At 47.2% G+C, this 22,561-nt stretch carries 23 protein-coding genes; 9 read left to right on the plus strand and 14 right to left on the minus strand.

The features are described 5' to 3' along the window. Window positions 1-10: 10 nt before the first annotated feature. Together corA and L0660_RS04145 are read right to left on the minus strand one after the other, a co-directional pair. A complete protein-coding gene (gene corA / locus L0660_RS04140; protein ID WP_374759197.1) occupies window positions 11-1,093 on the minus strand; it encodes a magnesium/cobalt transporter CorA in 1,083 nt (360 codons plus the stop codon). 51 nt (window positions 1,094-1,144) lie between these two features. Then, on the minus strand, window positions 1,145-1,996 hold the full coding sequence (locus L0660_RS04145) for a universal stress protein (protein ID WP_235158293.1): 852 nt from the start codon (window positions 1,994-1,996) through the stop codon (window positions 1,145-1,147). 351 nt (window positions 1,997-2,347) lie between these two features. On the opposite strand from L0660_RS04145, the gene L0660_RS04150 reads away from it, so the two are divergent. Both L0660_RS04150 and L0660_RS04155 read left to right on the plus strand, forming a co-directional pair. Then, window positions 2,348-3,748 carry a dicarboxylate/amino acid:cation symporter gene (locus L0660_RS04150; protein WP_026630844.1) on the plus strand — a complete coding sequence of 467 codons (1,401 nt, stop codon included), beginning with the start codon at window positions 2,348-2,350 and terminating at the stop codon, window positions 3,746-3,748. Between the two features lie 24 nt (window positions 3,749-3,772). After that, window positions 3,773-4,126 (plus strand): ArsC family reductase, encoded by a 354-nt coding sequence (locus L0660_RS04155; RefSeq protein WP_235158294.1) that lies wholly within the window; start codon window positions 3,773-3,775, stop codon window positions 4,124-4,126. Here L0660_RS04155 and L0660_RS04160 read toward each other — a convergent pair. Then, the gene (locus L0660_RS04160) at window positions 4,123-5,349 is read right to left on the minus strand and encodes a THUMP-like domain-containing protein (protein ID WP_235158295.1); all 1,227 of its coding nucleotides are present in this window, start codon (window positions 5,347-5,349) and stop codon (window positions 4,123-4,125) included. The two genes, L0660_RS04155 and L0660_RS04160, sit on opposite strands and share 4 nt — an antisense overlap. A 258-nt stretch (window positions 5,350-5,607) precedes the next feature. Here L0660_RS04160 and acs point away from each other — a divergent pair, with 258 nt between their 5' ends. Continuing rightward, window positions 5,608-7,497: an acetate--CoA ligase gene (gene acs, locus L0660_RS04165; protein ID WP_235158296.1), complete on the plus strand. Its 1,890-nt coding sequence runs from the start codon at window positions 5,608-5,610 to the stop codon at window positions 7,495-7,497. 71 nt (window positions 7,498-7,568) lie between these two features. Here acs and L0660_RS04170 read toward each other — a convergent pair whose 3' ends face one another. The 6 genes from L0660_RS04170 to L0660_RS04195 all read right to left on the minus strand — a co-directional run bounded on the left by L0660_RS04170 (window position 7,569) and on the right by L0660_RS04195 (window position 11,312). Beyond that, a complete protein-coding gene (locus L0660_RS04170) occupies window positions 7,569-7,724 on the minus strand; it encodes a FeoB-associated Cys-rich membrane protein (RefSeq protein ID WP_084439650.1) in 156 nt (51 codons plus the stop codon). A gap of 20 nt (window positions 7,725-7,744) precedes the next feature. Beyond that, the gene (locus L0660_RS04175) at window positions 7,745-8,278 is read right to left on the minus strand and encodes a YfiT family bacillithiol transferase (RefSeq protein WP_235158297.1); all 534 of its coding nucleotides are present in this window, start codon (window positions 8,276-8,278) and stop codon (window positions 7,745-7,747) included. Between the two features lie 74 nt (window positions 8,279-8,352). Continuing rightward, entirely contained in the window at window positions 8,353-9,144 is a 792-nt protein-coding gene (locus L0660_RS04180; protein WP_235158298.1) for an inositol monophosphatase family protein, read from the minus strand. A 7-nt stretch (window positions 9,145-9,151) separates the two neighbouring features. Further along, window positions 9,152-10,339 (minus strand): DUF4105 domain-containing protein, encoded by a 1,188-nt coding sequence (locus tag L0660_RS04185; protein WP_235158299.1) that lies wholly within the window; start codon window positions 10,337-10,339, stop codon window positions 9,152-9,154. Continuing rightward, window positions 10,329-11,030 (minus strand): 16S rRNA (cytidine(1402)-2'-O)-methyltransferase, encoded by a 702-nt coding sequence (gene rsmI, locus L0660_RS04190; protein ID WP_233795704.1) that lies wholly within the window; start codon window positions 11,028-11,030, stop codon window positions 10,329-10,331. Before rsmI ends, L0660_RS04185 begins: the two co-directional genes overlap by 11 nt. Window positions 11,031-11,066: 36 nt before the next feature. Next, window positions 11,067-11,312 (minus strand): 4a-hydroxytetrahydrobiopterin dehydratase, encoded by a 246-nt coding sequence (locus tag L0660_RS04195; RefSeq protein ID WP_235158300.1) that lies wholly within the window; start codon window positions 11,310-11,312, stop codon window positions 11,067-11,069. Between the two features lie 261 nt (window positions 11,313-11,573). Between L0660_RS04195 and L0660_RS04200 the strand changes: the two genes are divergently transcribed. From L0660_RS04200 to L0660_RS04215, 4 genes are all read left to right on the plus strand, one after another. Further along, window positions 11,574-12,002, plus strand: a complete 429-nt coding sequence (locus tag L0660_RS04200; protein WP_233795706.1) for an OsmC family protein — start codon at window positions 11,574-11,576, stop codon at window positions 12,000-12,002. Between the two features lie 41 nt (window positions 12,003-12,043). Further along, window positions 12,044-12,865, plus strand: a complete 822-nt coding sequence (locus L0660_RS04205) for a thymidylate synthase (protein ID WP_235158301.1) — start codon at window positions 12,044-12,046, stop codon at window positions 12,863-12,865. 12 nt (window positions 12,866-12,877) lie between these two features. Then, entirely contained in the window at window positions 12,878-13,486 is a 609-nt protein-coding gene (locus tag L0660_RS04210) for a trimeric intracellular cation channel family protein (protein ID WP_235158302.1), read from the plus strand. An 88-nt stretch (window positions 13,487-13,574) separates the two neighbouring features. After that, entirely contained in the window at window positions 13,575-14,408 is an 834-nt protein-coding gene (locus L0660_RS04215) for a hypothetical protein (RefSeq protein WP_235158303.1), read from the plus strand. A gap of 118 nt (window positions 14,409-14,526) precedes the next feature. Here L0660_RS04215 and L0660_RS04220 read toward each other — a convergent pair whose 3' ends face one another. Beyond that, on the minus strand, window positions 14,527-15,444 hold the full coding sequence (locus L0660_RS04220) for a DUF2911 domain-containing protein (RefSeq protein ID WP_235158304.1): 918 nt from the start codon (window positions 15,442-15,444) through the stop codon (window positions 14,527-14,529). Between the two features lie 75 nt (window positions 15,445-15,519). Between L0660_RS04220 and L0660_RS04225 the strand changes: the two genes are divergently transcribed. Beyond that, the gene (locus L0660_RS04225; protein WP_235158305.1) at window positions 15,520-16,056 is read left to right on the plus strand and encodes an NUDIX hydrolase; all 537 of its coding nucleotides are present in this window, start codon (window positions 15,520-15,522) and stop codon (window positions 16,054-16,056) included. Here the strand turns inward: L0660_RS04225 and L0660_RS04230 are convergent. Genes L0660_RS04230 through L0660_RS04245 form a run of 4 tightly spaced genes read right to left on the minus strand, consistent with a single transcriptional unit; the run spans window position 16,046 to window position 21,253 of the window. Then, window positions 16,046-17,710, minus strand: coding sequence for a S8 family peptidase (locus L0660_RS04230; protein ID WP_235158306.1), 1,665 nt, complete (start codon window positions 17,708-17,710; stop codon window positions 16,046-16,048). The two genes, L0660_RS04225 and L0660_RS04230, sit on opposite strands and share 11 nt — an antisense overlap. A gap of 12 nt (window positions 17,711-17,722) precedes the next feature. Beyond that, the gene (locus L0660_RS04235) at window positions 17,723-19,315 is read right to left on the minus strand and encodes an FMN-binding glutamate synthase family protein (protein WP_235158307.1); all 1,593 of its coding nucleotides are present in this window, start codon (window positions 19,313-19,315) and stop codon (window positions 17,723-17,725) included. 27 nt (window positions 19,316-19,342) lie between these two features. Continuing rightward, window positions 19,343-20,578, minus strand: coding sequence for a 3-phosphoshikimate 1-carboxyvinyltransferase (locus tag L0660_RS04240; RefSeq protein WP_235158308.1), 1,236 nt, complete (start codon window positions 20,576-20,578; stop codon window positions 19,343-19,345). 60 nt (window positions 20,579-20,638) lie between these two features. Continuing rightward, the gene (locus L0660_RS04245; RefSeq protein ID WP_235158309.1) at window positions 20,639-21,253 is read right to left on the minus strand and encodes a hypothetical protein; all 615 of its coding nucleotides are present in this window, start codon (window positions 21,251-21,253) and stop codon (window positions 20,639-20,641) included. A gap of 226 nt (window positions 21,254-21,479) precedes the next feature. Here L0660_RS04245 and L0660_RS04250 point away from each other — a divergent pair, with 226 nt between their 5' ends. Next, window positions 21,480-22,559 carry an Ldh family oxidoreductase gene (locus L0660_RS04250; protein WP_233795715.1) on the plus strand — a complete coding sequence of 360 codons (1,080 nt, stop codon included), beginning with the start codon at window positions 21,480-21,482 and terminating at the stop codon, window positions 22,557-22,559. Window positions 22,560-22,561 lie beyond the last annotated feature (2 nt).

Consider the following 22,561-nt stretch of genomic DNA (forward strand, 5'->3'; position numbering starts at 1 on the left):
GTATCAAACCTTACATCCATTTCTTGGATTTGAAATAAAATATCAGCCCTGTCGTGACCGCGATCATCAATCCCCAAACATAATAATAACCGTTGTGCGCCCTCAGTTCGGGCATATTTTCGAAGTTCATGCCGTAAACGCCGACGATAAAGGTAAGAGGCATAAACACAGCAGAGAAGATGGTCAATGTTTTCATCACCGAATTCATCCGGTTGCTGATCGTAGATAAATGCACATCTGCAAGGCTGGCCACAAGTTCGCGGTAGGAGTCAATGGTGTCCAGAACCTGCATCACATGGTCGTAAAGATCTCGCAGATAAGGAATTGTATCTTTATTAATGAGCGGATTATCTTCACGGATCAACTGGTTGATCATGTCACGCAGCGGCCAGATGACCCTTCTGGCAATGGTTAGCTCCCGTTTCAGGGAATAGAGTTCTTTGAGCGACAACTCCTCCGTGCCCCGGATCACCTGATCTTCAACCGTATCCAGGCTGTCGCCCAGTTTTTCCAACACGATAAAATAATTGTCAATAACAATGTCCATTAAGGCAAACATCAGATAATCAGCGCCGTTCCTGCGCGTTTTCCCAACGGATGCTTGCAAACGATCCAGCACCGGGGAAAAAATATCATTGGTTAGCTCTTCCTGAAAAGACACCAGGTAATTTTCCCCCAAAACAAAACTGACATGTTCCGAAGACAGGCAAATAGGCGATTCCGAATCAATATGCAGCATTTTCAATGTCAGGAACAGGTGGCCGCTGTCATATATTTCCAGTTTGGGCTTGTGTTCCGTATTCACCACATCTTCCAGCAGGAGCGGGTGCAGCTTATATAGTTTGCCGAGTTTGGCTATCAATGCGGTTTCGTGAATGCCGTCGACGTCGAGCCAGGTGACGGCCTTTTCCGTCGCCGTGCCCGGGCTGCATTCCAGCAGAGATTTTACCTGTTCATCCTTGAAAATCTGATCATTATACACAATCTTCCTGATCTTGGTTTTTAACTCAACATCAGGGCCAATATACGTGAGTGTGCCGGGAGAGGTGAGCAGATTTTTCTTGTATCGCTTCGGCTTCCTGTTGCGTGAAATCAGATGTTCAGGCTGAAAAGCCCTTGTATTCTCTGCCTTTTCCAATGTTTTTTATTTAAGGTGAAAAACGAGCAGCGGCACGTGTGTATCGATGATCAGCTTACGGGTAACGCTCGGATTGATCAAAAATTCTTCAATAAATGACCGCTCCCGCGCCGACATGATCAACAGATCCGCACCCACTTCGTCACAATAATCCTCTATGCCATCCAGCACGTGCCGGGCCTCGCGAAACACGATCGCATCTTCTGCAATGGCGAAGTTGGATTTGATTTCATCGATATACTGATGATCAGACTGAATGTTTGGCTGTGAATCTGATTTGATTTTTAATAAGGTGAGATTAGCACCGAGGTGGTTCATTAGCACGTAAACTTCGCGCAGAATGTCAGTCTCATCATATTCGAACTGCGTGGCGTAAACGACTTTCTGGAATTTTTTCGGTGTGCTTTGCGGCGGGATCACGAGCACCGGGCAGTTGGAATTCAAGCCAATACTCGTGGCCGAGCTGCCGATCAGCTTATCCAGAAATCCGCCTGTTCCGGTCCTTCCGATTATGACCAGATTTGGGTTATGCGCTTCAATGGCTTCCGACACAGTGGATTGAACGCTGCCAATGGCCCAGATCGCTTCTGCCTGATAACCTTCCGCAATCACATCATCCACATATCTTTCCAGCCTTTTCTGATACTCTACTTCCAGCTCGCTGCTCATGGAGAGAAAATCGCTGCCGTCGATGCCGGGCAACACATTGCCGGGTGTAATGTTAACATCCGCTATATAAGGCTGATACGCATGCAGCACGAGCAATTTTGTAGCTTCTTTGTCCGCTATGATTTTTGCCGCAGCCAATGCATGTTCCGCGTTTTCAGAAAAGTCAATCGGGATAAGGATCTTGTTCATTGTCAGGGCTTGTTTTGAATGGAATGATGTAATTTCCGAACATATCAAATTTACAGACTCCAAACAAGGATTTCCGCCGCTTTTAAAACAAAGATAATCTATGGACTAATGTCGGTTTGTCTGTGGCCCCGTGGTAGTGGATTTCAAATTTTCCAGACTGTTTCAAAAACCCGTCAAACCAATAATTATTTTATAAAGCGAGTATTGTTTAGTACAATCATTAAATAATATTGTCCAATACATATAATTAATTTTGTGTTGGGGTTCAAATGCGGCTGTCCGGATAGTTGGCCTTAAATTGATTTTTTATATGTTTACCGTCGAAAAGAATTCCTCATTCCAATTTCCCGTATGAAGAGCAAAATTACCATCATCAACATTGTCCTAGTTACCATTGCTGCGATAGCCACCGTGCTGGATGCATACGATATTATCTCCATACCCGCCACTGTTTTAATGAGCCTTCGCTGGGCCGCTCTTGCCGGGCTGATCATTTTTGCGATCCTCAAAAAGAATCTGACCACATCTATCCTGATCTCCATGTTGGTAGGAACGGAAATCGGTTATGATTTTCCGAAAATGGGAACGGAGCTGCATTTCTTGCGGCAGATATTTTTACAAATGATTAAAACGGTGATTGCACCTTTGCTTTTTGCAACGCTTGTAACCGGGATAGCCGGGCATTCCGATTTGAAACAAGTGGGCAGAATGGGCTGGAAATCATTGCTTTACTTCGAAGTAGTAACCACATTCGCATTGCTCATCGGGCTGTTTTTTGCCAACTGGTTCAAACCCGGCGTCGGCATTATTCCTCCTGAGACATTGAATGCAACGTTGCCGAAAGTGGCTGAACAAACGTGGCAGGACATTGTTTTGCATTCATTCCCGGAGAACATTGCCAAGTCTATTTATCATGGAGAAGTGCTTCAAATCGTTGTTTTCAGCGTTTTGTTTGGAATAAGCCTGGCTTTGCTGCCAACCGTCAAGAAAGAGAAATTCGTCCATGGCGTGGAATTGCTGGCTGAGGTCATGTTTAAGCTTACCAAGATTATCATGCTTTTTGCGCCGATCGGCGTAGGTGCGGCCATTGCTGAAACGGTAGGGCATATGGGAATCGACGTGCTGAGGAACCTGGCATTGCTGCTTGCAACATTATACTGCGCACTGATTGTTTTTGTCCTCATCGTTTTTATCCCCATTGCATGGTTCGCAAGAATTCCAGTTGTGAAGTTTGCAAAGGCTATTTTTGAGCCGGTTTCCATTGCATTTGCCACTACAAGCTCCGAATCCGCGCTGCCAAAGGCGATGGAGAAAATGGAGAAATTTGGCGTCCCGCGGCAGATCGTTTCTTTCGTTATGCCCACCGGTTATAGTTTCAACCTCGATGGTTCGACTTTGTATCTGGCCTTGGCAACCGTTTTTGTGGCGCAGGCTACCGGAACGGAAATGTCTATCGGACAGCAGCTTACCATGGTTTTACTATTAATGTTAACCAGTAAAGGCGTTGCAGGGATCCCTAGGGCAACATTGGTAATCCTACTAGGCGCCATCGCCAACTTTGGCATGCCGGAATGGCCGGTATTGCTCATTATGGGCATCGACGAGCTGATGGATATGGCCCGGACCTCGGTTAATGTAACAGGAAACTGCCTTGCAACGGCCGTTATCGCGCGCTGGGAAGGAGAATTGGATGATCTGAAAATGCACAATTCAGATCTGATCACGGAGGAGCCGGTGATAACAAAAAGTTAGATTTTTATTGGTTAAATTATTTTTATGTTGACGGTTTACGGAATTCCCAATTGCGATACGGTAAAAAAAACGCGCACCTGGCTGGAAAAGCATCACATTGCATATACTTTTCATAACTACAAAACAGAGGGCATCAGCAACGACAAGGTCAAGGCCTGGTTTAAAACGCTTCCCTGGGATAAGGTGGTCAATAAGGCAAGCACAACCTGGAAAGCACTTTCAGATGAAGAAAAAGCGCTGATAACTGACGAAAAAGCCGCTGCCAGGCTGATGATGGCGCATACGTCGGTCATTAAGAGACCGCTGATCGAAGACGCATCGGGCAAGGCAGTGACTATTGGCTTTTCGGAGAAGGAATATGAAGAGAAGTTCCTTTAAGACTCTGGTTTTACGGTAACTACAACTGCTTTCAGTTTATTGGAGAATGTGGTGGCGAAGAGATAATATTTGCCACCATCTTTCAATTTCCATTTCTTTCTCAATTCTTCGCTTTTGCCCGGGAAGTTGCGGACTGTCAAATGCGCCTTGTCGCCCTCCATGTGCTGCATAATTTCGCGAATGTCCGGCTTGCAAATCGCAACCACTTCAAAAGCACGGCCCGGAAAATCGGTTATAAGCTTTTCAGACGTATATAACTGACTGTTAATGGATAATTTAGCGAGCGCATAAGCACTGCATACGGTTCGGAAAGCACCCGCTTTAAGGATGGCAGCATGCGGTTCATACAGATATTTCAACGGTCGCGAGTAATCTACGCCGGTCAACCGCTCGGATTCGCGGGTCAGGTCCAGCTGGCTGATCACCTTACCGGAGCCGTTGATAATGCGCACTTTAATGTCAAATGTGTCGGATATCCAGTCTTTTTTAAGCACAAAAAGCAGCTCTTTACATTCCCCTTCGTAACCGATCACGTGCACTTCTTTGACATTAACAAGCGTTTTCGCAGCAAGGTCGATGTCCAGGAGTGGTGACGTTTTGAGCAAAATATTGGGTGAACTTTCAAATAAAACGGACAGATTTTCGACAATATCGGGTGTGCAATCGGAAAGCAGCACCACTTTTTCCTGTCTGTCATTGCGTCTGGCGGGATCGGCGTAGATCCAGTCGGCATAGCCTTGCTCCGTTTTAAGCGTTTCAATTGAGTCCAGCACCTGCACTTCAATGTTGGTGACGCCCAGTTGCTTAAAGTTGAATTTTGCCGTTTCGGCCACCTCGGGCTGCTGCTCAAAATACCGCACATTTTTGAAATTCGGGTGCATATAGTAGCAATCCACACCCATGCCGCCCGTAATGTCAATCAGTTCATCGCCAGACATTAACGTTGCTTTATACCGCGCCGTGGCCTCGGAAGAACATTGTTCAACCGACAGGGCAGGCGGGAATATGAGGTTGGGATTAGCGGACCAGTCAGGCAGTTTCTTTAACGCCTTTTGCCTGGATTGAATTTGCGCCCCTAATTTCCGGACGTTAACGTTCTTGAAATGCTTGGCCCGTAACATGAGCTTGCTCACATCATCCCGCAAATGTTCCTGGATGAATTCGGTTTCTGCGTCGGTGAAAAACGTTTCAGCGGCAATGCGTTGTGATGTGATTTTATCCATGTGTATGTGATCGTTTATAATTTAACTTTTCGAAAATACGTCTTTTTGATCGTCTGTCACAGTTTTACGATGCTTTACGGTCAGCATTGCAGAATCTTGAAAAACCTGCTTATCAACATTGGACGGCTGGGCATTGATTATCAGCGTCATGCACATTCAGGGCTATTTTTTCTGCATTGTAATAAGTAGGACTAACCAAATGAAAATTATAAATTGTCCCCCTATATCCCTTAATCCTAAGTCTAACCTTTATTTATCATGAAAATTAAGACCTTTGAAGCGTATCAGGCTGCCTACAAACAAAGTGTAGACGATCCCGAAGGTTTCTGGGCAGAAGTGGCCCAACAGTTTCAATGGCGTAAACCATGGAAAAAAGTCCTGAGCTGGGACTTCAACGAAGCGAATATCAAGTGGTTTGAAGGCGGAGAGCTCAACATTACCGAAAATGCGCTGGACCGGCATCTTGCCGAGCGCGGCGATCAGCCTGCCATTATCTGGGAATCGAATGATCCCGAGGACAAATCCGTAACCATTACTTACCGCGTTTTATACGACCGCGTCTGCCGTTTTGCCAATGTCCTGAAAAAGCATGGCGTGAAAAAGGGGGATCGTGTTTGTATTTATCTGCCCATGGTGCCCGAGCTGACGGTAGCCGTGCTGGCTTGCGCACGCATAGGAGCCATTCATTCGGTTGTTTTCGGTGGTTTTTCTGCCAAATCCATCGCCGACCGTATCAATGATGCCGAGTGCAATATGGTCATCACTTCCGACGGTGCATTCCGTGGCTCGAAAGTGATCCCGATGAAGGAAACGGTTGATGCCGCATTAGATCAATGCCATAGTGTGAAGCATGTGATCGTGATGACGCGCACGCGGACGCCTGTTTCCATGCTGAAAGGCAGGGATTTGTGGTGGGAAGAGGAAGTAAAACACGTGGATTCCGTATGTCCCGCCGAGCCTATGGATGCCGAGGATACATTGTTTATCCTTTACACTTCGGGTTCAACGGGCAAGCCCAAAGGCGTGGTGCACACCTGCGGCGGTTACATGGTTTATACGACCTATACTTTTGCCAATGTGTTCCAGTATGAGCCGGGAGAAGTCCATTTCTGCACGGCTGACATTGGCTGGATCACAGGTCACAGCTACATTGTTTACGGTCCGCTTTGCTATGGAGCCACTTCGGTGATCTTCGAAGGCGTCCCGACTTATCCGGATGCAGGCCGTTTCTGGGAAATTGTTGCCAAGCATAAGGTTAACATTCTTTATACAGCACCAACCGCCATTCGCTCGCTCATGAGCTTTGGTTTGGATTTTGTTAAAAATCATGATCTTTCATCACTTACCAAACTGGGTTCAGTAGGAGAGCCTATCAATGAAGAGGCGTGGCACTGGTTTAAAACCAACATTGGCCATGACCATTGTCCTTTGGTGGACACCTGGTGGCAGACCGAAACAGGCGGTATTATGATTTCCCCACTGGCCGGCATCACACCTGAAAAACCAACCTTTGCAACATTGCCATTACCCGGCATTCAGCCGGTGTTGGTGGATGAAAACGGCAAGGAACTGGAAGGGAATGGTGTCAGCGGTAACTTGTGCATCAAATTTCCCTGGCCGGGCATTGTCCGGACCACATATGGCGATCATGAACGTGCAAAACAAACCTATTTCTCAGCCTATCCGGGCATGTATTTTACCGGCGACGGATGTTTGCGCGATGAAGATGGTTATTACCGCATTACCGGCCGCGTGGATGATGTATTGAATGTTTCCGGTCACAGAATTGGCACCGCGGAAGTCGAAAATGCCATTAACATGCATTTGGGCGTGGTTGAATCGGCTGTTGTAGGTTATGCGCACGACATTAAGGGCCAGGGAATTTACGCTTACGTGATCGCCGAAAGTGAACCGGACGATCCTGAAATGTTCCGAAAAGACATTGCAGCCACCGTTTCCCGGATCATCGGCCCGATCGCTAAGCCGGATAAGGTTCAGTTCGTAACAGGATTGCCCAAGACGCGTTCAGGGAAGATCATGAGACGGATTTTGAGAAAGATTTCAGAAGGAGATATGAATAATTTAGGAGACACGTCCACATTGTTGGACCCGGCGGTTGTCGAGGATATCAAGAAAGGAGCGTTGTAGAATAATAACGCTGACAAAAGAAACGGGGAGCTCCAATTGGGCTCCCCGTTTTTATGCCTTAATGTTGTATATCAATGGTTTTTGGCAGTCATCGCTTTATCCGTTGCGCAACCGCACCCTTTCGCACATCCGCCGGCATTACGCTTGTCAAATGCCTTCCAGACGCGCCAGCCCATAAAACCGACTGCCGCAAGGAAAAGGATTAATATGATGATCTGTTGTCCCATGGTTTAGTAACAGCCGGTTTTTACCAATTGTTCCTGGCCGCGAGCTGAAATGCGTGCTGGTAATGATGTTCGCTGTGCCATGCGTAATTGGCGATGACTTCATCGAGGCGGAACACGCGGCCGGTTGCGGGATGCGTGTAAGTTCTTGCCAAATCATTTTCATCCATTGAATTGAGCAGCAGCACCCAACGCAAGTGAACATAGCGAAGCAGCTGAATGGACAATTCAACCTGCGCCATTTTTGCATCCGGCAGCTCAGCCCAAAGTTGTTCCTCGTACGGCTTTATCACCGGGTTATCCTCCGTCATCGCAAGCCTGCAACGCACGTAAGCATTCATATGGCTGTCGGCCACGTGATGTACGAGCTGTCGCACTGTCCAGCCGTCGGGCCGGTAAGGTGTGTTATATTTGTCATCGTCCCAGCCACCCAAAAGGTTGATAAATTTGGATGGTAATGCGCTGATGATCTGAATGTTGGATTTGACTTCTGCGGGTGTATAAAGCTCCTGGTGCTGAAATTTCCCGATCGGGTATTTGAGTTGTTCGATGTCCATTCTTAATGATTGAATGACTGAATGAGTAAATGAGTGAATGAGCGGGCTACGCTGCGATGAGTTAGCGTTGTTAACTAGAAGTTCTCTCTGATTACTTCAACTAACTCTTTATGACCGCCTGAGGCTGCAATGATGTCACCTCCAAAAAGATAGTTGTCGCCGCCATTAAAGTCGGTTACCTTTCCTCCGGCTTCTTTGATCATGAGCACGCCTGCCGCCATGTCCCAGGAATTGAGGTTATATTCGTAAAAACCGTCAAATCTGCCTGCTGCAACGTAAGCAAGATCCACGGCTGCTGCGCCCATTCTCCGGATGCCGTGCGTTCTTTGCATGAGCAATTCCAGAATGTACATATAGCGCTTTTGCTTCTCGAATTTATAATAAGGGAAACCCGTTGCAATGAGACTGTCGGCCAGTGATTCCACATTGGAAACCTTCATCGGCTTTCCATTGCACCAGGCACCGCCGCCTTGCCATGCGTAAAACATTTCGTTCAGGCTTGGCTCGTGGATCACGCCGACGAGCAGTTCCTTTCCTCTCGCCAGTCCTACGCTGACACAGTAAACCGGGATTCCGTGGATGAAATTTGTCGTTCCATCGAGCGGGTCAATGATCCAGTTCAATGCGGTTGGATCGGGTTCCTGGCCGGTTGTGCCTTCTTCTGTGATGAAGCTTGCTTCGGGAAGCAGTGCATTGAGCCCCGCCACCAGCAATTTTTCTGCTTCCTTATCTACGTAAGAAACCAGATTGTTCAGGTCTTTATATTCAATCTTGTCGCGTGAAAACAATGCCGCTTCCTGCTGAATGAAGGATGAAGCCTTTCTTACGATTTCTATGGTTTGTTGCGTGAGCTGTTCGAGATCCATTACTATACTATCCTTTCTCAGGAATTTTAGAGAGTGAATTATTCATGTAGTAAACCCGGATGACCAATGTCAAAATGATCGGGATCACAACGAAATTATGTTTTAACAGATTACCTGTTGCGCAAAGTAAGAGAAATCCGTAAAATATCAACAAGAACGAGAACCACGATGGTTTCTTCTTTTTAGAAATCTGAAAAATCAGCGGCATCCACAGTGGGAAAGCCCAAAGAATGTCGTAATTCCATTTGGTATCATTGTGCTCGGTAGCGAACCATAGCAGAGCGAGCAGCCAGCCTGCGAGACCTACAACTGAGAAAAGAATTTTGTCCAAAAGAAAATTAAGCTTCTCCTTCTTGATCTGCCAGTAAGTAATGGTTAATGTGATCACAGCAAGGGCCCAGAAAACGTTCATAGGGGTGAAAATGCCGGTGTAATTGCGCGGTTCGGCTTTGAAATACTCATTGGTGCTCTTCACCAGCGGCATTAACCCGGAAGCCGTTTTTACTTTTGCATCGGTAAATGCAATGGCCAGGTTATCAGGCAGGAAAGTGGCTTGCTCAGGGGTGGCAATCTCATCTGCAGGAGTTCCCAGGGCAAGGTCCATGCCGAAATCCGCCCAGGGATTCTGCTTGAATGCATAGCGGTCGATCCATTGCCTGAAACTCAGTTTTTCATGCGTATAACCTTTGTAAACCAGGCTGTCGCCGCAGGCTTCTTTCAAAGCAACGGCAAGTCGGCTCGCGCAGTTGTCGTAAAAAAATTTGTAGGAATAAACCCTGTTTTGCGGCAGATAATTGTTTTCCAGGTAATTATAAAGTTTCTGTTTTTGCGGGATGCTCAGGTTTAAGACCTGCTCGGAAATGGACCTGTTTTCGGCGCGGTAATATTCCAGTTGCGGCCCCAGCGGATGCACCGAAATGCTGTACGGCAGATAGCCGCGCATGAAATTGATGTAAAAATTACCCTGGTCAAAACTGAATGTGCCGTAACTGTAAGCATTATCAATGTTCAGAACGGGGTCATAAACCCATAGCACGCTGTGTCCGAAACCGGAGTATAGTTCGTCGCCGGGGCCGAATGTAACGAGGCTCACCTTCGCTTCGGGGCTTAATGTGGCAAATTGGGCGCTTGCGGTTGTTTTTGCCAGTAAAAAAATCGCTACAAATGCAATGAACCTGAAAATGCTAATCCTCATATTTATCTGATTTCTTTTTTTCTTCTGCTTTGCCTGCCAGGATGATCACGATTTCACCTTTGATGGTTTTCTCTGAAAAATAAGCGATGACTTCTTCCAGCGTCCCGCGAACATTTTCTTCATAAATTTTAGTCAGCTCCCGCGCAACAGAAACTTGTCTGTCGGCCCCAAAAAACTCGACGAATTGCTGCAATGCCTTGATCAAACGATGCGGCGATTCATAAAATATCATCGTCCTTTCTTCTGAAGCAAGATTTTGCAGACGCGTCTGACGGCCTTTTTTATGGGGTAAAAAACCTTCAAATGTGAACCGGTCACTCGGCAAGCCCGAGTTCACCAGCGCTGGCACAAAAGCAGTAGGCCCGGGCAGACATTCAACCTGAATGCCTTGCTTAATGCACTCCCTAACCAGCAGAAATCCAGGGTCAGACACAGCGGGCGTCCCGGCATCTGAAACGAGCGCCATGCTTTCACCTTTCAGGATCCGTTCCACCACCCGCGTAACCGTTTGGTGCTCATTATGAATATGGTAACTGTGCATGGGCTTGGAAATGCCCAGGTGTTTCAGCAGCGATCCCGATGTGCGGGTGTCTTCTGCCAGAACTACGTCCACACTTTTTAAAACATTGATGGCGCGAAGTGTAATATCTTCCAGGTTGCCGATGGGCGTGGGGACTATGTAAAGTTTCATTGAATGCAAATGGGCGCAAATGGGCCGGCCACGCAGTTATTTTTTAGTTTTTTCAAAAATTTCGTCAATCGCAGCTGCGAGCTTCCGGTCTTTCTCGGTAACAATGTCGCCTGCGTCGTGTGTGTTTAATTCAAATGTCACTTTGTTATAAGTGTTGGTCCAGAACGGATGATGGTCCATTTCGTCCACAGTTTCCGCGACCTCGGTCATGAAGGCAAATGCCTCTTTGAAATCCTTGAAAGTGAAGCTTTTTTTGAGCTTATTATCGTCCTCTTTCCACATATCGTTTCGCGTTTATTTTATTAAAAACCTTTAAAACGGCATAATAAAACGAATATACGAGGTTTATGTATCTTTTTAAATTATTCGGTTAAATAGCCGAATCGGGTTTGATGGAGTATATTTGAACTTTGATCCGGTTCATATCCTTATTAAAGTATAACGGCCGGCAGCACATTACAAATCACTTGCGAAAGCAATTTTTGCTGGCCTTGTGAACATTCACATTTAACCCAAACTCCGCTTACAATCAGGAGTATTAATATGAAAGTAGAACTCGTTCGTGTTGATGATGCCTTTCATTTTGAAGGCAGCGGTTCCTCAGAAGTGAAAGTGCATACCGACGGCTCCCCGGAAATCGGCGGAAGCAACCAAGGCGTGCGGCCTATGGAATTATTATTGATGGGACTGGCCAGCTGCAGCGCCATCGACGTGGTACTGATCCTCAAAAAGCAACGCCAGGATATCACCGATTTTCGCGTTATCGCCGACGGCGACCGCACACAGGAAGAAGACACGCAGCGCAAGCCATTTACCAAGATACATCTGACATTCAAATTCGCTGGTAATCAGTTGGATGAAAGCAAAATCAACCGTGCTATCGGCTTGTCGATGGAAAAATATTGCTCGGCAACAGCCCAGCTGGAAGCGCTTGCAACGATCACTTATGACGTTGAGATCGCAACCGTTTAATTCAACATTACCTTCTTTTATAACGCATTAATTATATCGCAATGCAGCAATATCAGGATTTGTTACGCCATGTACTCAAACACGGAGTTCGTAAAACCGACCGAACCGGCACAGGAACGGTCAGTGTTTTTGGTTATCAAATGCGCTTCAACCTGAAAGACGGATTTCCTTTGGTTACCACCAAAAAAGTGCATACAAAATCGATCATTCACGAGCTTTTGTGGTTTCTGAAAGGCGATACCAACATTCAGTATCTGAAAGAGAACGGCGTCTCGATCTGGGACGAATGGGCGGATGAAAATGGCGATCTGGGTCCGGTGTACGGCAAGCAGTGGAGGAGTTGGGAGGGGCCTGACGGCAAGACTGTGGACCAGTTGCAGGAGGTGTTGAAGCAATTGAAAACTTCGCCGGATTCGCGCCGGATCATGGTTTCGGCATGGAATCCGTCGCAATTATCGGAAATGAAATTGCAGCCTTGTCATGCATTGTTCCAGTTTTACGTGGCACCTCCGGATGAAGATTCAGGTGAAACACGTGGGAAATTGTCTTGCCAGCTTTACCAGCGCAGCGCGGATGTTTTCCTGGGCGTGCCATTTAACATTGCCAGTTATGCGTTGCTTACCATGATGATCGCGCAGGAATGTGATCTCGATCTGGGTGATTTCATCTGGACCGGCGGCGATACGCACATTTACCTGAACCATTTGGAGCAAGTCGGCTTGCAACTGAGCCGCGAACCGCGTGCCCTTCCAAAAATGGTCATCAATCCGGATGTTAAGAGTGTTTTTGATTTCAAATTTGAAGATTTTGAATTGCAGGATTACAGTCCCTGGCCGGGCATCAAGGCCCCGGTTGCGGTTTAGCAATTTCGTGGGATGAGCATTCAGTATATTTTAGAGATCATCGGCACATTCGCTTTTGCTATTTCCGGCGCGCTGGCTGTGAAAGATCAGAAGCACCAGGACTGGTTTGGAGCGAGTTTCACGGCTTTTATTTCGTCCATTGGCGGAGGAACATTGCGCGACATTCTGCTGGGCAGTTACCCGCTCGTCTGGATCAGTGATATCACGATCATTTACGCCATTATGGCGGGCATTCTGGCTACATTTATTTTTTATAAATTCCTGCTCAGACTTCGTAAAACGCTTTTTCTGTTCGATACTTTCGGGATAGCATTATTCACGATTATCGGGACAGAAAAAGCGTTGCATCTGGGCGTCCGGCCTGAGATAGCTGTCATTATGGGCATCTTCACAGCCACTATGGGCGGTGTAATCCGCGACATGATGACCAATGAGATTCCGATCATTTATCGGAAGGAAGTGTATGCAACCGCTTGTTTTGCAGGCGCTTGCAGTTATTTGCTGCTGGATAGCATTGGGGCCGGGCGTAATGTTGCGTTCATTTCCGCCTCGCTCGTCATCATAGCCATCCGCATTTTAGCCGTAAAATACGGCTGGACTGTCCCACGGTTTTTCCGCTAACGTGGATTCCAGGGTGGCGTTACGAAGGTCATCACATGCCTCCGGCATTAAAATTCAACATTCGCATATCCATTGCTACCAATATTATATGCCTCCGGCATTTGCTGGCAATATTGCGTTGCTACCAATATTTCATGCCTCCGGCATTTTGCTACCAATATTGCGCGTTGCTACCATGGGTTCCGGGGTGGCGCTACGAATGTCATTACATGCCTCCGGCATTAAAATTCAATATTCGCATATCCATTGCTACCAATATTATATGCCTCTGGCATTTGCTGGCGACATTGCGTCGCTACCACTATTACATGCCTCCGGCATTTGCTACCAATATTGCGTTGCTACCATGGGTTCCAGGGTGGCGTTACGAATGTCATTACATGCCTCCGGCATTAAAATTCAACATTCGCATATCCATTGCTACCAATATTATATGCCTCCGGCATTTGCTGGCAATGTTACGTCGCTACCAATATTTTATACCTCTGGCATTTGCTGGCAATATTGCGTTGCTACCAATATTTCATGTCTCTGGCATTTGCTGGCAATATTACGTCGCTACCTATATTTTATGCCTCTGGCATTTGCTGCGATATTACGTCGCTACCAATATTTCATGCCTCTGGCATTTATTACCAATATTGCGTCGCTACCAATATTTCATGCCTCTGGCATTTGCTGGCAATATTACGTCGCTACCTATATTTTATGCCTCTGGCATTTGCTGCGATATTACGTCGCTACCAATATTTCATGCCTCTGGCATTTATTACCAATATTGCGTCGCTACCGATATTTTATGCCTCCAGCGTTTGTTACCAATATTGCGTCGCTACCGATATTTCATGCCTCCGGCATTGTTACCAATATTGCGTCGCTCCGCGACTTGGCGTTGTTGCCAGCAAATGCCGGAGGCATGTAATATTGGTAGCAACGTGCGTGTGGGGATCTGAATCCCGGAGGGATGTAACGACTTCCAAAATGCAAAAAAAAGGATGCGACGAAATCTGCCGCATCCCATACTATCTGAACATTCTCTGTTAACTCTTCTTTTTCTTGCCTTTTACTGCCGGGGAAGCCTGCTTGGGCGCGGTCGAAACTTTGGATTGGATTTGCTTGATCCCGCTTTCGATTTGTCCTTTATAAAAACTTGAAAAAGCGACATCATTCGCAGCAGCTCCCAATGTCAATGCTTTCTGGGCAACCGGCAATGCTTCTGCATTCTTGCCCAGCTTACTTAAAATCTGGGCTTTGAGCCATAAATTGGAGTAAGATTCTTTCAGTGCGATCGCCTTATCAGCCAGCGAAAGCGCCACTTGCAGATCTCTGCCTTTGGACAACAAGTAACCTGCCGTGCTCTGTAAAGCCGCAACGTCCTCCGGTTTTTCTGCAACTGCCTTATTGAGGCCAGCCATCGTGAGTGACTCCGTATTTACAGCCAACGGAACAGGCACATTAACGGACGACCAGGCAATGTTCAGGAAGCCCGTGCTATCCGAGGTAGGTTCGATGCTGATCTTGAAGTTTTCGGTAAATTCAGCGGATGTAGGAACGACCATGACTCTTGCCACGTCTTCCGCTTCTTTATAATCCTGCGTTCCGCCCTGGTTGAAGTTTTTATTCAAAATCACAGTCCAGGAAGCGCCGGATGGGATGGAAAACAATGCGTATTTTCCTGCGGGGACTTTTTTGCCTCCGAATGAGAAATCTGTTCCGGCTTCTAATATGGTGGCCATGTTAGCGCCTGTGCGCCAGACCTGGTTATAGGGAGCCAATGCGGAGCTGTCGGCAAATACTTTTCTTCCTTTAAGGGCTGGACGTGAATATTTTAGAGTGAAATCGGTTACTCCAATGCTTTGCATTACCGTAGCGGCCTGACTGGCCTGTGGCGTGCGTTGACCGATGGCGGTTGTAGCCAATAATGCGGCAAGGGAAACCGATAATAAATACTTTTTCATTTCTTAATAAGGTGGTTTATTTCTTGAAGTATTAAACTTGTGGTGAAATTAGAATGAAAAAATCACATAGCCTACATGAAGCGGAATAGTTTGCTTACCCTCCTTGATGCATATACGCCGGAAGATGGAATTGAAAGAGAAATGTATCAGGACACGATTGCATTTGTGAAAATGCACCCGGATTGTTTCGAACGGTCACTGGAAATCGGGCATGTAACGGCTTCGGGACTAGTTCTTTCTACGGACGAGCAATCAGTCCTGCTCATGCATCATCAGAAACTGGGACGGTGGTTACAGCCAGGCGGACATTGTGATGGCGACTCTGACACAGAACGGGTTGCGCGTAAAGAAGTATGGGAAGAAACAGGGATCCAACATTTGGATCTGTATAAAAGCGGAATTTTTGATGTCGATATTCATCTGATTCCCGAGCGAAAAGGCCTTCCTGCACATAACCATTATGACATTCGGTTTGCTTTTAAGGCTGCGCCCGGCCAGGAAATCGTTGTGAATGATGAATCGCTGGATGTGCAGTGGATTCCGTTGCAGGAAGTGCAAAAGCTGAACGATTCCGAATCCGTGGTGCGGATGATCCGGAAGATTACTGCTTGATGAATTTAAGTGCTTTTTCGTGATTATCCACCCGGATGTTAACAAGATAAAGGCCTGCTGCCAATTGGTTTGTAGCGATGGGCTGTGTGCTGGTCAGTCTTGACTCTGAGATACTTAATGCCTTTCCATTTAATCCATATATACTAAGCGTAGCTTTTTTGCCGATCAAATGTGGCGGGATAGAAAGGCTTGCATTCTCCTGGACAGGGTTGGGCAACAGCACAATGGCTGTAAGCAGATCGTCCTCTGTACCAAGCGGCATAAATTCATCTTGAATGATCTGTTCAGCCTTAACCGTGCTTGGAACACCGTAGCCTAGCAAGTTATCAGGCGCGCTGGCCTGATGTCCCGATTTTTTGATTACATAAATGAGCTGCTGCGCGGTCAGATTAGGATAAGCCTGCCACAAAATGGTCGAAAAGCCAGCGATCAAAGGCGATGAAAATGATGTTCCGTTGCTGCTCGCCACATTACCCGACGTGTTACCGATCACCGAGCCCAGGCCCACGGCAGCAACATCCGGCTTTTGCTGGCCTGCCGCATTTGGCCCTACTGAACTTAATGCTGCATAAGCCCGCTCGTAATTGGTCGCGCCGACGGTTAAGACAGAATCCACATCCGCGGGAGCAGTGACATAGTGCCACGGCTTATTCCCTTCGTTACCGGCTGAGCACACCACCAGCATGCCGGTGCGGGTTGCATAGCGCGCGGCACGGCTTATAATGGTGGTTTTTCCATCCATATCTTCGTAGGTGTAATTGTATTCGGGTTTGTTAAATTCCGCGTCAAACTGGCTGTAACCCAAAGAGGAATTGATCACGTCCGCGCCCACGCTGTCTGCGCGTTCAGCTGCCATTAACCAGGCAATTTCTTCGTAGGGTGATTCCAGAAAGTCATTTTCTGTGCGATACAGGGCATAATTGGCTCTAAACGCAGCGCCTATCATCGTTCCTGGCTGGTTCGCCGCCATGGTGGACATTACGTGCAAACCGTGCGATCCATCATTATAAACATTGCTTTCGCGACCCATGAAATCATAAGTGTCCATGATTCTTTTTTCATCGCGGAGCGGTTTCAAAAAGCCGACCTGATCGGCATTCAAAAAGCCATTGTCGAGGATCGCGATCAGCATATTTTCTCCATGGAAACCCTTGGTATGCAGCTGCGGGACGTCCATCAATGCAAGCTGCGCATTCATATTTCCATAATTGAGATCTTCCTCCGCTTCCAGTTTCCGGTTCAATGCGCCCACGCGCTCAACGCCGGGGGATTGTCCGTTAATGTTGGCAACGGGCAGGTCGAATTCAATGCTTTTGTAAAATGCCAGCTTTTTAATGTTCGCCAGCTGAGCAGCATTGGCTTCTACCACGGCGCCATTGAACCAGCGGGAAGTAAAAATGACCGACGCGCCCAGCTGTTTTATTGCAGCTGTGTAAGTTTGATTCACAGGGAAATCGCGCGTGGTAACGGGGATATTCTGCCGCGTCCTTCTTTCGATAGACCGGGCTGACAGAAACTCTGCCGGTTTGTCCGCGGAGAATGTTGTGTTGGTTTTATCCTTAAAAAGAACAAAATAACGTGGGTTGTTTTGCGCGAAACAAAAGTTAAGGCAAAGGAATGAAGCAATGAGTGTGGTTTGTATAGTTCTTATCATGTTCCTAAAAGGTTAAACCGTCTTTTCACCTGGAATCTTTCTGCCTCCCAGATGCGGACAATCGAGGAGCTCGCGAATGCCGGAATAGGGGACAATGGTTTTCATATAACCATAATTGTCTGCCAAAGTAATGGTTTTATTGAGATCGCCCATTGAAATATCAATATCATTCATTCCAAACTGGCAAGGATGCTCATATCCCGTGGCGTGTGTGATTTCGATGATCTCTTTGGCCAGCGTGCTCATATAACTGTTGAAGCGCTCACTTTTTAATGTTGGATCAATGCCCGCTTCGAGCCATTTGTTGTTGGTGGCGATGCCGGTAGGGCAGCGGTTGGTATGACAGGTTTGTGCCTGAATGCAGCCGATTGACATCATTGCCTCGCGTGCCACATTGATGATGTCCGCCCCCATAGAAAAAGCCATCACTGCTTGTGCCGGAAGGCCCAGCTTGCCCGAAGCAATAAAAGTGATCTTGTCTGTAAGATTTCTCTTTTGAAATATTTTATAAACTGTGCTGAAAGCAAAAACCAATGGCAACGAAACGTGATCGGCAAAAGAAGGCGGTGCTGCACCCGTTCCGCCTTCACCGCCGTCAATGGCGATAAAGTCTGGGCCTTTGCCGGTTTCGGCCATAATATCTGCTAATTCTTCCCACATATCGGTTTTCCCGACGGCTGATTTCAGCCCGACCGGCAAGCCCGTCGCATCCGCCATGGCCTCGATAAAATCCACCATTTCCTTTACATTCGAAAATGCGCTGTGATAGGGTGGGGAAACCACGTCTTTGCCGATGGGTACGCCGCGGATCTCGGCAATCTCTGCCGTGATTTTACTCGCAGGCAGCACGCCGCCTTTTCCCGGTTTTGCACCTTGTGAAAGTTTAAGCTCGATCAATCGCACGAATGGGTTTTGCTGTGTCATTTTCACAAGCTTTTCCATCACAAAATTGCCATCATCGTCCCGGACACCAAAGTACGAAGTCCCCATATTGAAGACCACGTCCGCCCCGAACTTATGGTAGGGCGACAAGCCGCCTTCGCCGGTGTTATGGTAATTGCCAAATTGATACGAACCTTTATTCAATGATTCAATGGCCCGCGAGGAAAGCGAACCAAAGCTCATTGCGCTTACATTCACAATGGAGCGCGGGCGATAAGGGCGTTTCCGGTTATGGGATTGACCGATTACTTTGGCCGAAGGAATAGTATAATGATGCGGATCATTGCCATTCTTGATGTGATGGCTATGCGTAGTATCCAGCCGAAAAGGAAGCATTGCTGGTTTAATGAGCACATATCCAGGCTCTTGCATGTTCTGGTCTGTGCCAAAACCCTGGTAATTATTTTCTTTTTTGGAAGAAGCGTAAATCCACGAACGCTGGCGCCTGTTGAAGGGCAGCTCTTCACGGTTGTTGGCCACAATATACTGCCGCAATTCCGGTCCGATCGTTTCCAGCATATAGCGGAAATGGCCTACCAATGGAAAATTATGCTGGATCGTATGCTTTCGCTGCAAAATGTCCCTGACGGCAATGATAACGGGAATCAGGATCAGGTATGCCCATATCGGGACAGCAGCAAAGTACGACGCAACGTTTTCCATGAATTGATGGGTTTAGTGAACGGAAGGTCAGACCTCTTCCCAGGTGGTTACCACCGCGAGATCCTTCCAGTAACCAGGATACGATTTTACGACCACGCCTGGTTCTTCAATAATGATGGTCGAAACCATTCCGGCTGGCGCAAAAGCCATAGCCATGCGGTGGTCGTCATACGTGTGGATGGATGGCGTTTCTGCGGACTCAAAACCCGGAATCCGGGCGACTTCGTAGAGGTGGTCTTTTTCTATTTCCTTTAATGTGGCGCCCAGCTTCTGCAATTCCTGCTGTAAGGCAAAAACACGGTCTGTTTCCTTGATTTTGAGGCTTTCGATGCCGGTAAGGGACAAGGTGATGCCTTTAACGGCGCAACAAACTGCGACGGTTTGGGCAAGATCCGGGCAAGCGGTAAAATCCCAGCCTATGGATGCGGCAGGGGGAATTTTAGTTAAAAGAACCCCTCTTTCCGTGAAAACACTCTCGACGCCCAAATGACGCATAATGTCGACAATGGCGCTATCACCTTGCAAAGAATCTTTTTTCAGGCCCAGCAATTCCACTTCGGCATCATCAGCAAGCGCCACAATGCTATACCAGTAACTCGCTCCCGACCAGTCTGATTCGATGGCATAGGGATGCGGCTGATACTTGAACGGAGGAATTATAATGGTGTTTGTGTGCCAGTCTGCATGATAGTTGATACCAAAATGAGCCATTTGATTTAATGTCATTTCAATATAGGGCTTCGAACCAACTTCACCTTCCAGCTGTATTTTCAACCCGCTGGGCAATCCCGGCGCTATTAACAGCAATGCTGAAATATACTGGCTGCTCACATCGCCGCGCATGTTGATTTCGTTCTGACCGGAATAAGTGAAACCATTCAGTTTTAATGGCGGGTAACCTGTTTCTTTCTGATATTCAATGTCTGCACCTAAAATCCTTAACGCATCTACCAAGATGCCTATGGGCCTTTCACACATCCGCGGCGTGCCGGTCATGATTTTGGACTGACCCGTTACAGCAAAATAAGCCGTCAAAAAACGCATTGTCGTGCCCGCATCGATCACATCGGCGATGGGATCATTGGAATTGAGCAATCTGAGCATGGTTTGTGAGTCCCTTGCTTCCGAAATGTTGGTGAGCTCGCATTCAAAACCGGTTAAGGCATTAATGATCAAAGCACGGTTGCATTCGCTTTTGGATGCTGCAAGCCGTATTTCTGCGCGTATGGATTTCTGGGGTGGGTTGACTAGAATGGATTTCACTGTAAAGAATCAGATTAAGGACAAATTGAAGGCATCGGCCTTCGGGTAATTCGGTAAGTATTAATATGTTTCCAGGACTTTCAGCTTATTCCTGCCGTTTATTTTGAGCGAGGAGAAAGTCAGTTTGTAGCAAACAAAACCTGCGGCAATGAACGCACCGCCCACAACAAGCGAAGATGCATCAGTTGTGAATCTTTTGTCATCAACGCCTTTGTTAAAAAAATCGGCACCCACATAAAGGAGGCCGGCCAGAGGCAGTAACGGTGCCAGCTGAGAAATGAACGGGATCCGTCGCGAAACCTTCATCAAACGAATATCTTTTAACAGGATTTCCTGATAATCCATCCTGCCAACTGCCTCATTGATAATGGCAATGCTAAAAGAGGAATCGCTGACGCTGGCTATGGTTTCGTTGAAACGGATGGTTTCATTGCGCATCCTGAACTTAATGTTGTCGCCGGGAAAGAAGCGGTATCTGTGAAACCCGCCGATTACCGGAGATGCATCCAGGACCAGATATTTTTGTCCGGGTGTAGCAATTACGCGGCTTGTATTGCCTTGTTTGATAAAAAGTTCTTCGCTTGAAAGTGCTTTTCTGGCATCATAATGGTCCTGCGACCATGCATGAAGACTCCCTGTGAGTAGAAAAATTGCGATAACGAAAAGCTGTCTCATAGCGTTAAAAGAATGTTTCAAATATAGGGAATCATTCTCTGAAACGGGCAAAAGTGTTGCATTGTTGCGCACATTTTAAGCGTAAACTAATCTTCGCCAGCGGTTTAAAATGCATTAATCTGCCCGTCTTACAGCACAGCTGAACAGATTTCCATGAAATATTGGACGATGCGAATTGAATTAGGATATTTGCGGACTTGAAAAGAAGTTCACTCATTTGACGTATATGTATCAGGCCAGTTATTTAAAACATTTCACGGAAGAAGTTTTTCTTGCCATCGGATGCTCGCCGGAAGAGGCGAAACTGGCTTCAACGGTTTTGGTAAGCGCCGATTTGCGTGGTGTTGACTCCCACGGCATTGCGCGTCTGGCAGGTTATGTGCGACTGTATGATCACGGAAGGCTTAATCCCACGCCGGATGTAAAAGTTGTTTATGAAACCCCAAGCACAGCCGTTGTGGACGGCGACAGAGGCTTAGGTCTCGTTGTGGCACCGAAAGCGATGGAAATTGCCATGGAAAAGGCCGAAAAAGTGGGTTCAGGCTGGGTTTCTGTCCGGAATTCAAACCACTTTGGCATTGCCGGATATCATGCGATGCTGGCTTTGGAAAAAGACATGATCGGCTGGACTATGACGAATGCTGCGCCGTTGGTAACGCCTACTTTTTCTTTGGATAAATTATTGGGGACCAATCCCATAGCCGTTGCTGTGCCTGCTCTGACGGAACCTGCATTTGTAGCAGATTTTGCTTCAACAGCCGTTGCTTACGGAAAATTTGAAATATTGCAGCGCAAAGGATTGCCTGCCCCGCTTGGTTGGGCGCAGGATGCGGAGGGGAACGCCACGACGGATTCCAATGCCGTGAAAAGTGGGGGCGGCTTGCTTCCGCTGGGCTCCGACCGCGAGCATGGAAGTCATAAAGGTTACGGACTCGGAGCCATCGTAGATATATTTTCGGGCGTGCTTTCGGGTGCTAATTTCGGCCCCTGGGTTCCGCCATTTGCAACTGCCGGATTCATGACTGCGCAGCAGGGTGTTGGTTTGGGAACTGGACATTTTCTGGGCGCCATGCGCGTGGATGGTTTCCGTCCTGCGGAGGAATTCAAGCAGGATATGGACAAATGGATTAAAGCATTTCGCGGCGCACGGGCTGTAGACGGACAAAAAGTGCTTATTCCCGGTGATCCAGAGCGTGAAAGTGAAGCGGATCGCAGCGTGAATGGCATTCATTTACTCGAACCCGTCGTTTTGTCATTACAGGAGTTGGCCAAAAGATTTGGCATACCCTTTGAAATCAATTTATAACA

Origin of the sequence: Dyadobacter sp. CY351 (genome assembly GCF_021502625.1) — a bacterium.
Taxonomy (GTDB): Bacteria; Bacteroidota; Bacteroidia; order Cytophagales; family Spirosomataceae; genus Dyadobacter; species Dyadobacter chenhuakuii.

Coding starts and splice junctions, on each gene's coding strand:
- L0660_RS04145 (WP_235158293.1), bottom strand. CDS start 1,996: ATGAACAAGATCCTTATCCCGATTGACTTTTCTGAAAACGCGGAACAT.
- L0660_RS04150 (WP_026630844.1), top strand. CDS start 2,348: ATGAAGAGCAAAATTACCATCATCAACATTGTCCTAGTTACCATTGCT.
- L0660_RS04155 (WP_235158294.1), top strand. CDS start 3,773: ATGTTGACGGTTTACGGAATTCCCAATTGCGATACGGTAAAAAAAACG.
- L0660_RS04160 (WP_235158295.1), bottom strand. CDS start 5,349: ATGGATAAAATCACATCACAACGCATTGCCGCTGAAACGTTTTTCACC.
- acs (WP_235158296.1), top strand. CDS start 5,608: ATGAAAATTAAGACCTTTGAAGCGTATCAGGCTGCCTACAAACAAAGT.
- L0660_RS04170 (WP_084439650.1), bottom strand. CDS start 7,724: ATGGGACAACAGATCATCATATTAATCCTTTTCCTTGCGGCAGTCGGT.
- L0660_RS04175 (WP_235158297.1), bottom strand. CDS start 8,278: ATGGACATCGAACAACTCAAATACCCGATCGGGAAATTTCAGCACCAG.
- L0660_RS04180 (WP_235158298.1), bottom strand. CDS start 9,144: ATGGATCTCGAACAGCTCACGCAACAAACCATAGAAATCGTAAGAAAG.
- L0660_RS04185 (WP_235158299.1), bottom strand. CDS start 10,339: ATGAGGATTAGCATTTTCAGGTTCATTGCATTTGTAGCGATTTTTTTA.
- rsmI (WP_233795704.1), bottom strand. CDS start 11,030: ATGAAACTTTACATAGTCCCCACGCCCATCGGCAACCTGGAAGATATT.
- L0660_RS04195 (WP_235158300.1), bottom strand. CDS start 11,312: ATGTGGAAAGAGGACGATAATAAGCTCAAAAAAAGCTTCACTTTCAAG.
- L0660_RS04200 (WP_233795706.1), top strand. CDS start 11,574: ATGAAAGTAGAACTCGTTCGTGTTGATGATGCCTTTCATTTTGAAGGC.
- L0660_RS04205 (WP_235158301.1), top strand. CDS start 12,044: ATGCAGCAATATCAGGATTTGTTACGCCATGTACTCAAACACGGAGTT.
- L0660_RS04210 (WP_235158302.1), top strand. CDS start 12,878: ATGAGCATTCAGTATATTTTAGAGATCATCGGCACATTCGCTTTTGCT.
- L0660_RS04215 (WP_235158303.1), top strand. CDS start 13,575: ATGCCTCCGGCATTTGCTGGCAATATTGCGTTGCTACCAATATTTCAT.
- L0660_RS04220 (WP_235158304.1), bottom strand. CDS start 15,444: ATGAAAAAGTATTTATTATCGGTTTCCCTTGCCGCATTATTGGCTACA.
- L0660_RS04225 (WP_235158305.1), top strand. CDS start 15,520: ATGAAGCGGAATAGTTTGCTTACCCTCCTTGATGCATATACGCCGGAA.
- L0660_RS04230 (WP_235158306.1), bottom strand. CDS start 17,710: ATGATAAGAACTATACAAACCACACTCATTGCTTCATTCCTTTGCCTT.
- L0660_RS04235 (WP_235158307.1), bottom strand. CDS start 19,315: ATGGAAAACGTTGCGTCGTACTTTGCTGCTGTCCCGATATGGGCATAC.
- L0660_RS04245 (WP_235158309.1), bottom strand. CDS start 21,253: ATGAGACAGCTTTTCGTTATCGCAATTTTTCTACTCACAGGGAGTCTT.
- L0660_RS04250 (WP_233795715.1), top strand. CDS start 21,480: ATGTATCAGGCCAGTTATTTAAAACATTTCACGGAAGAAGTTTTTCTT.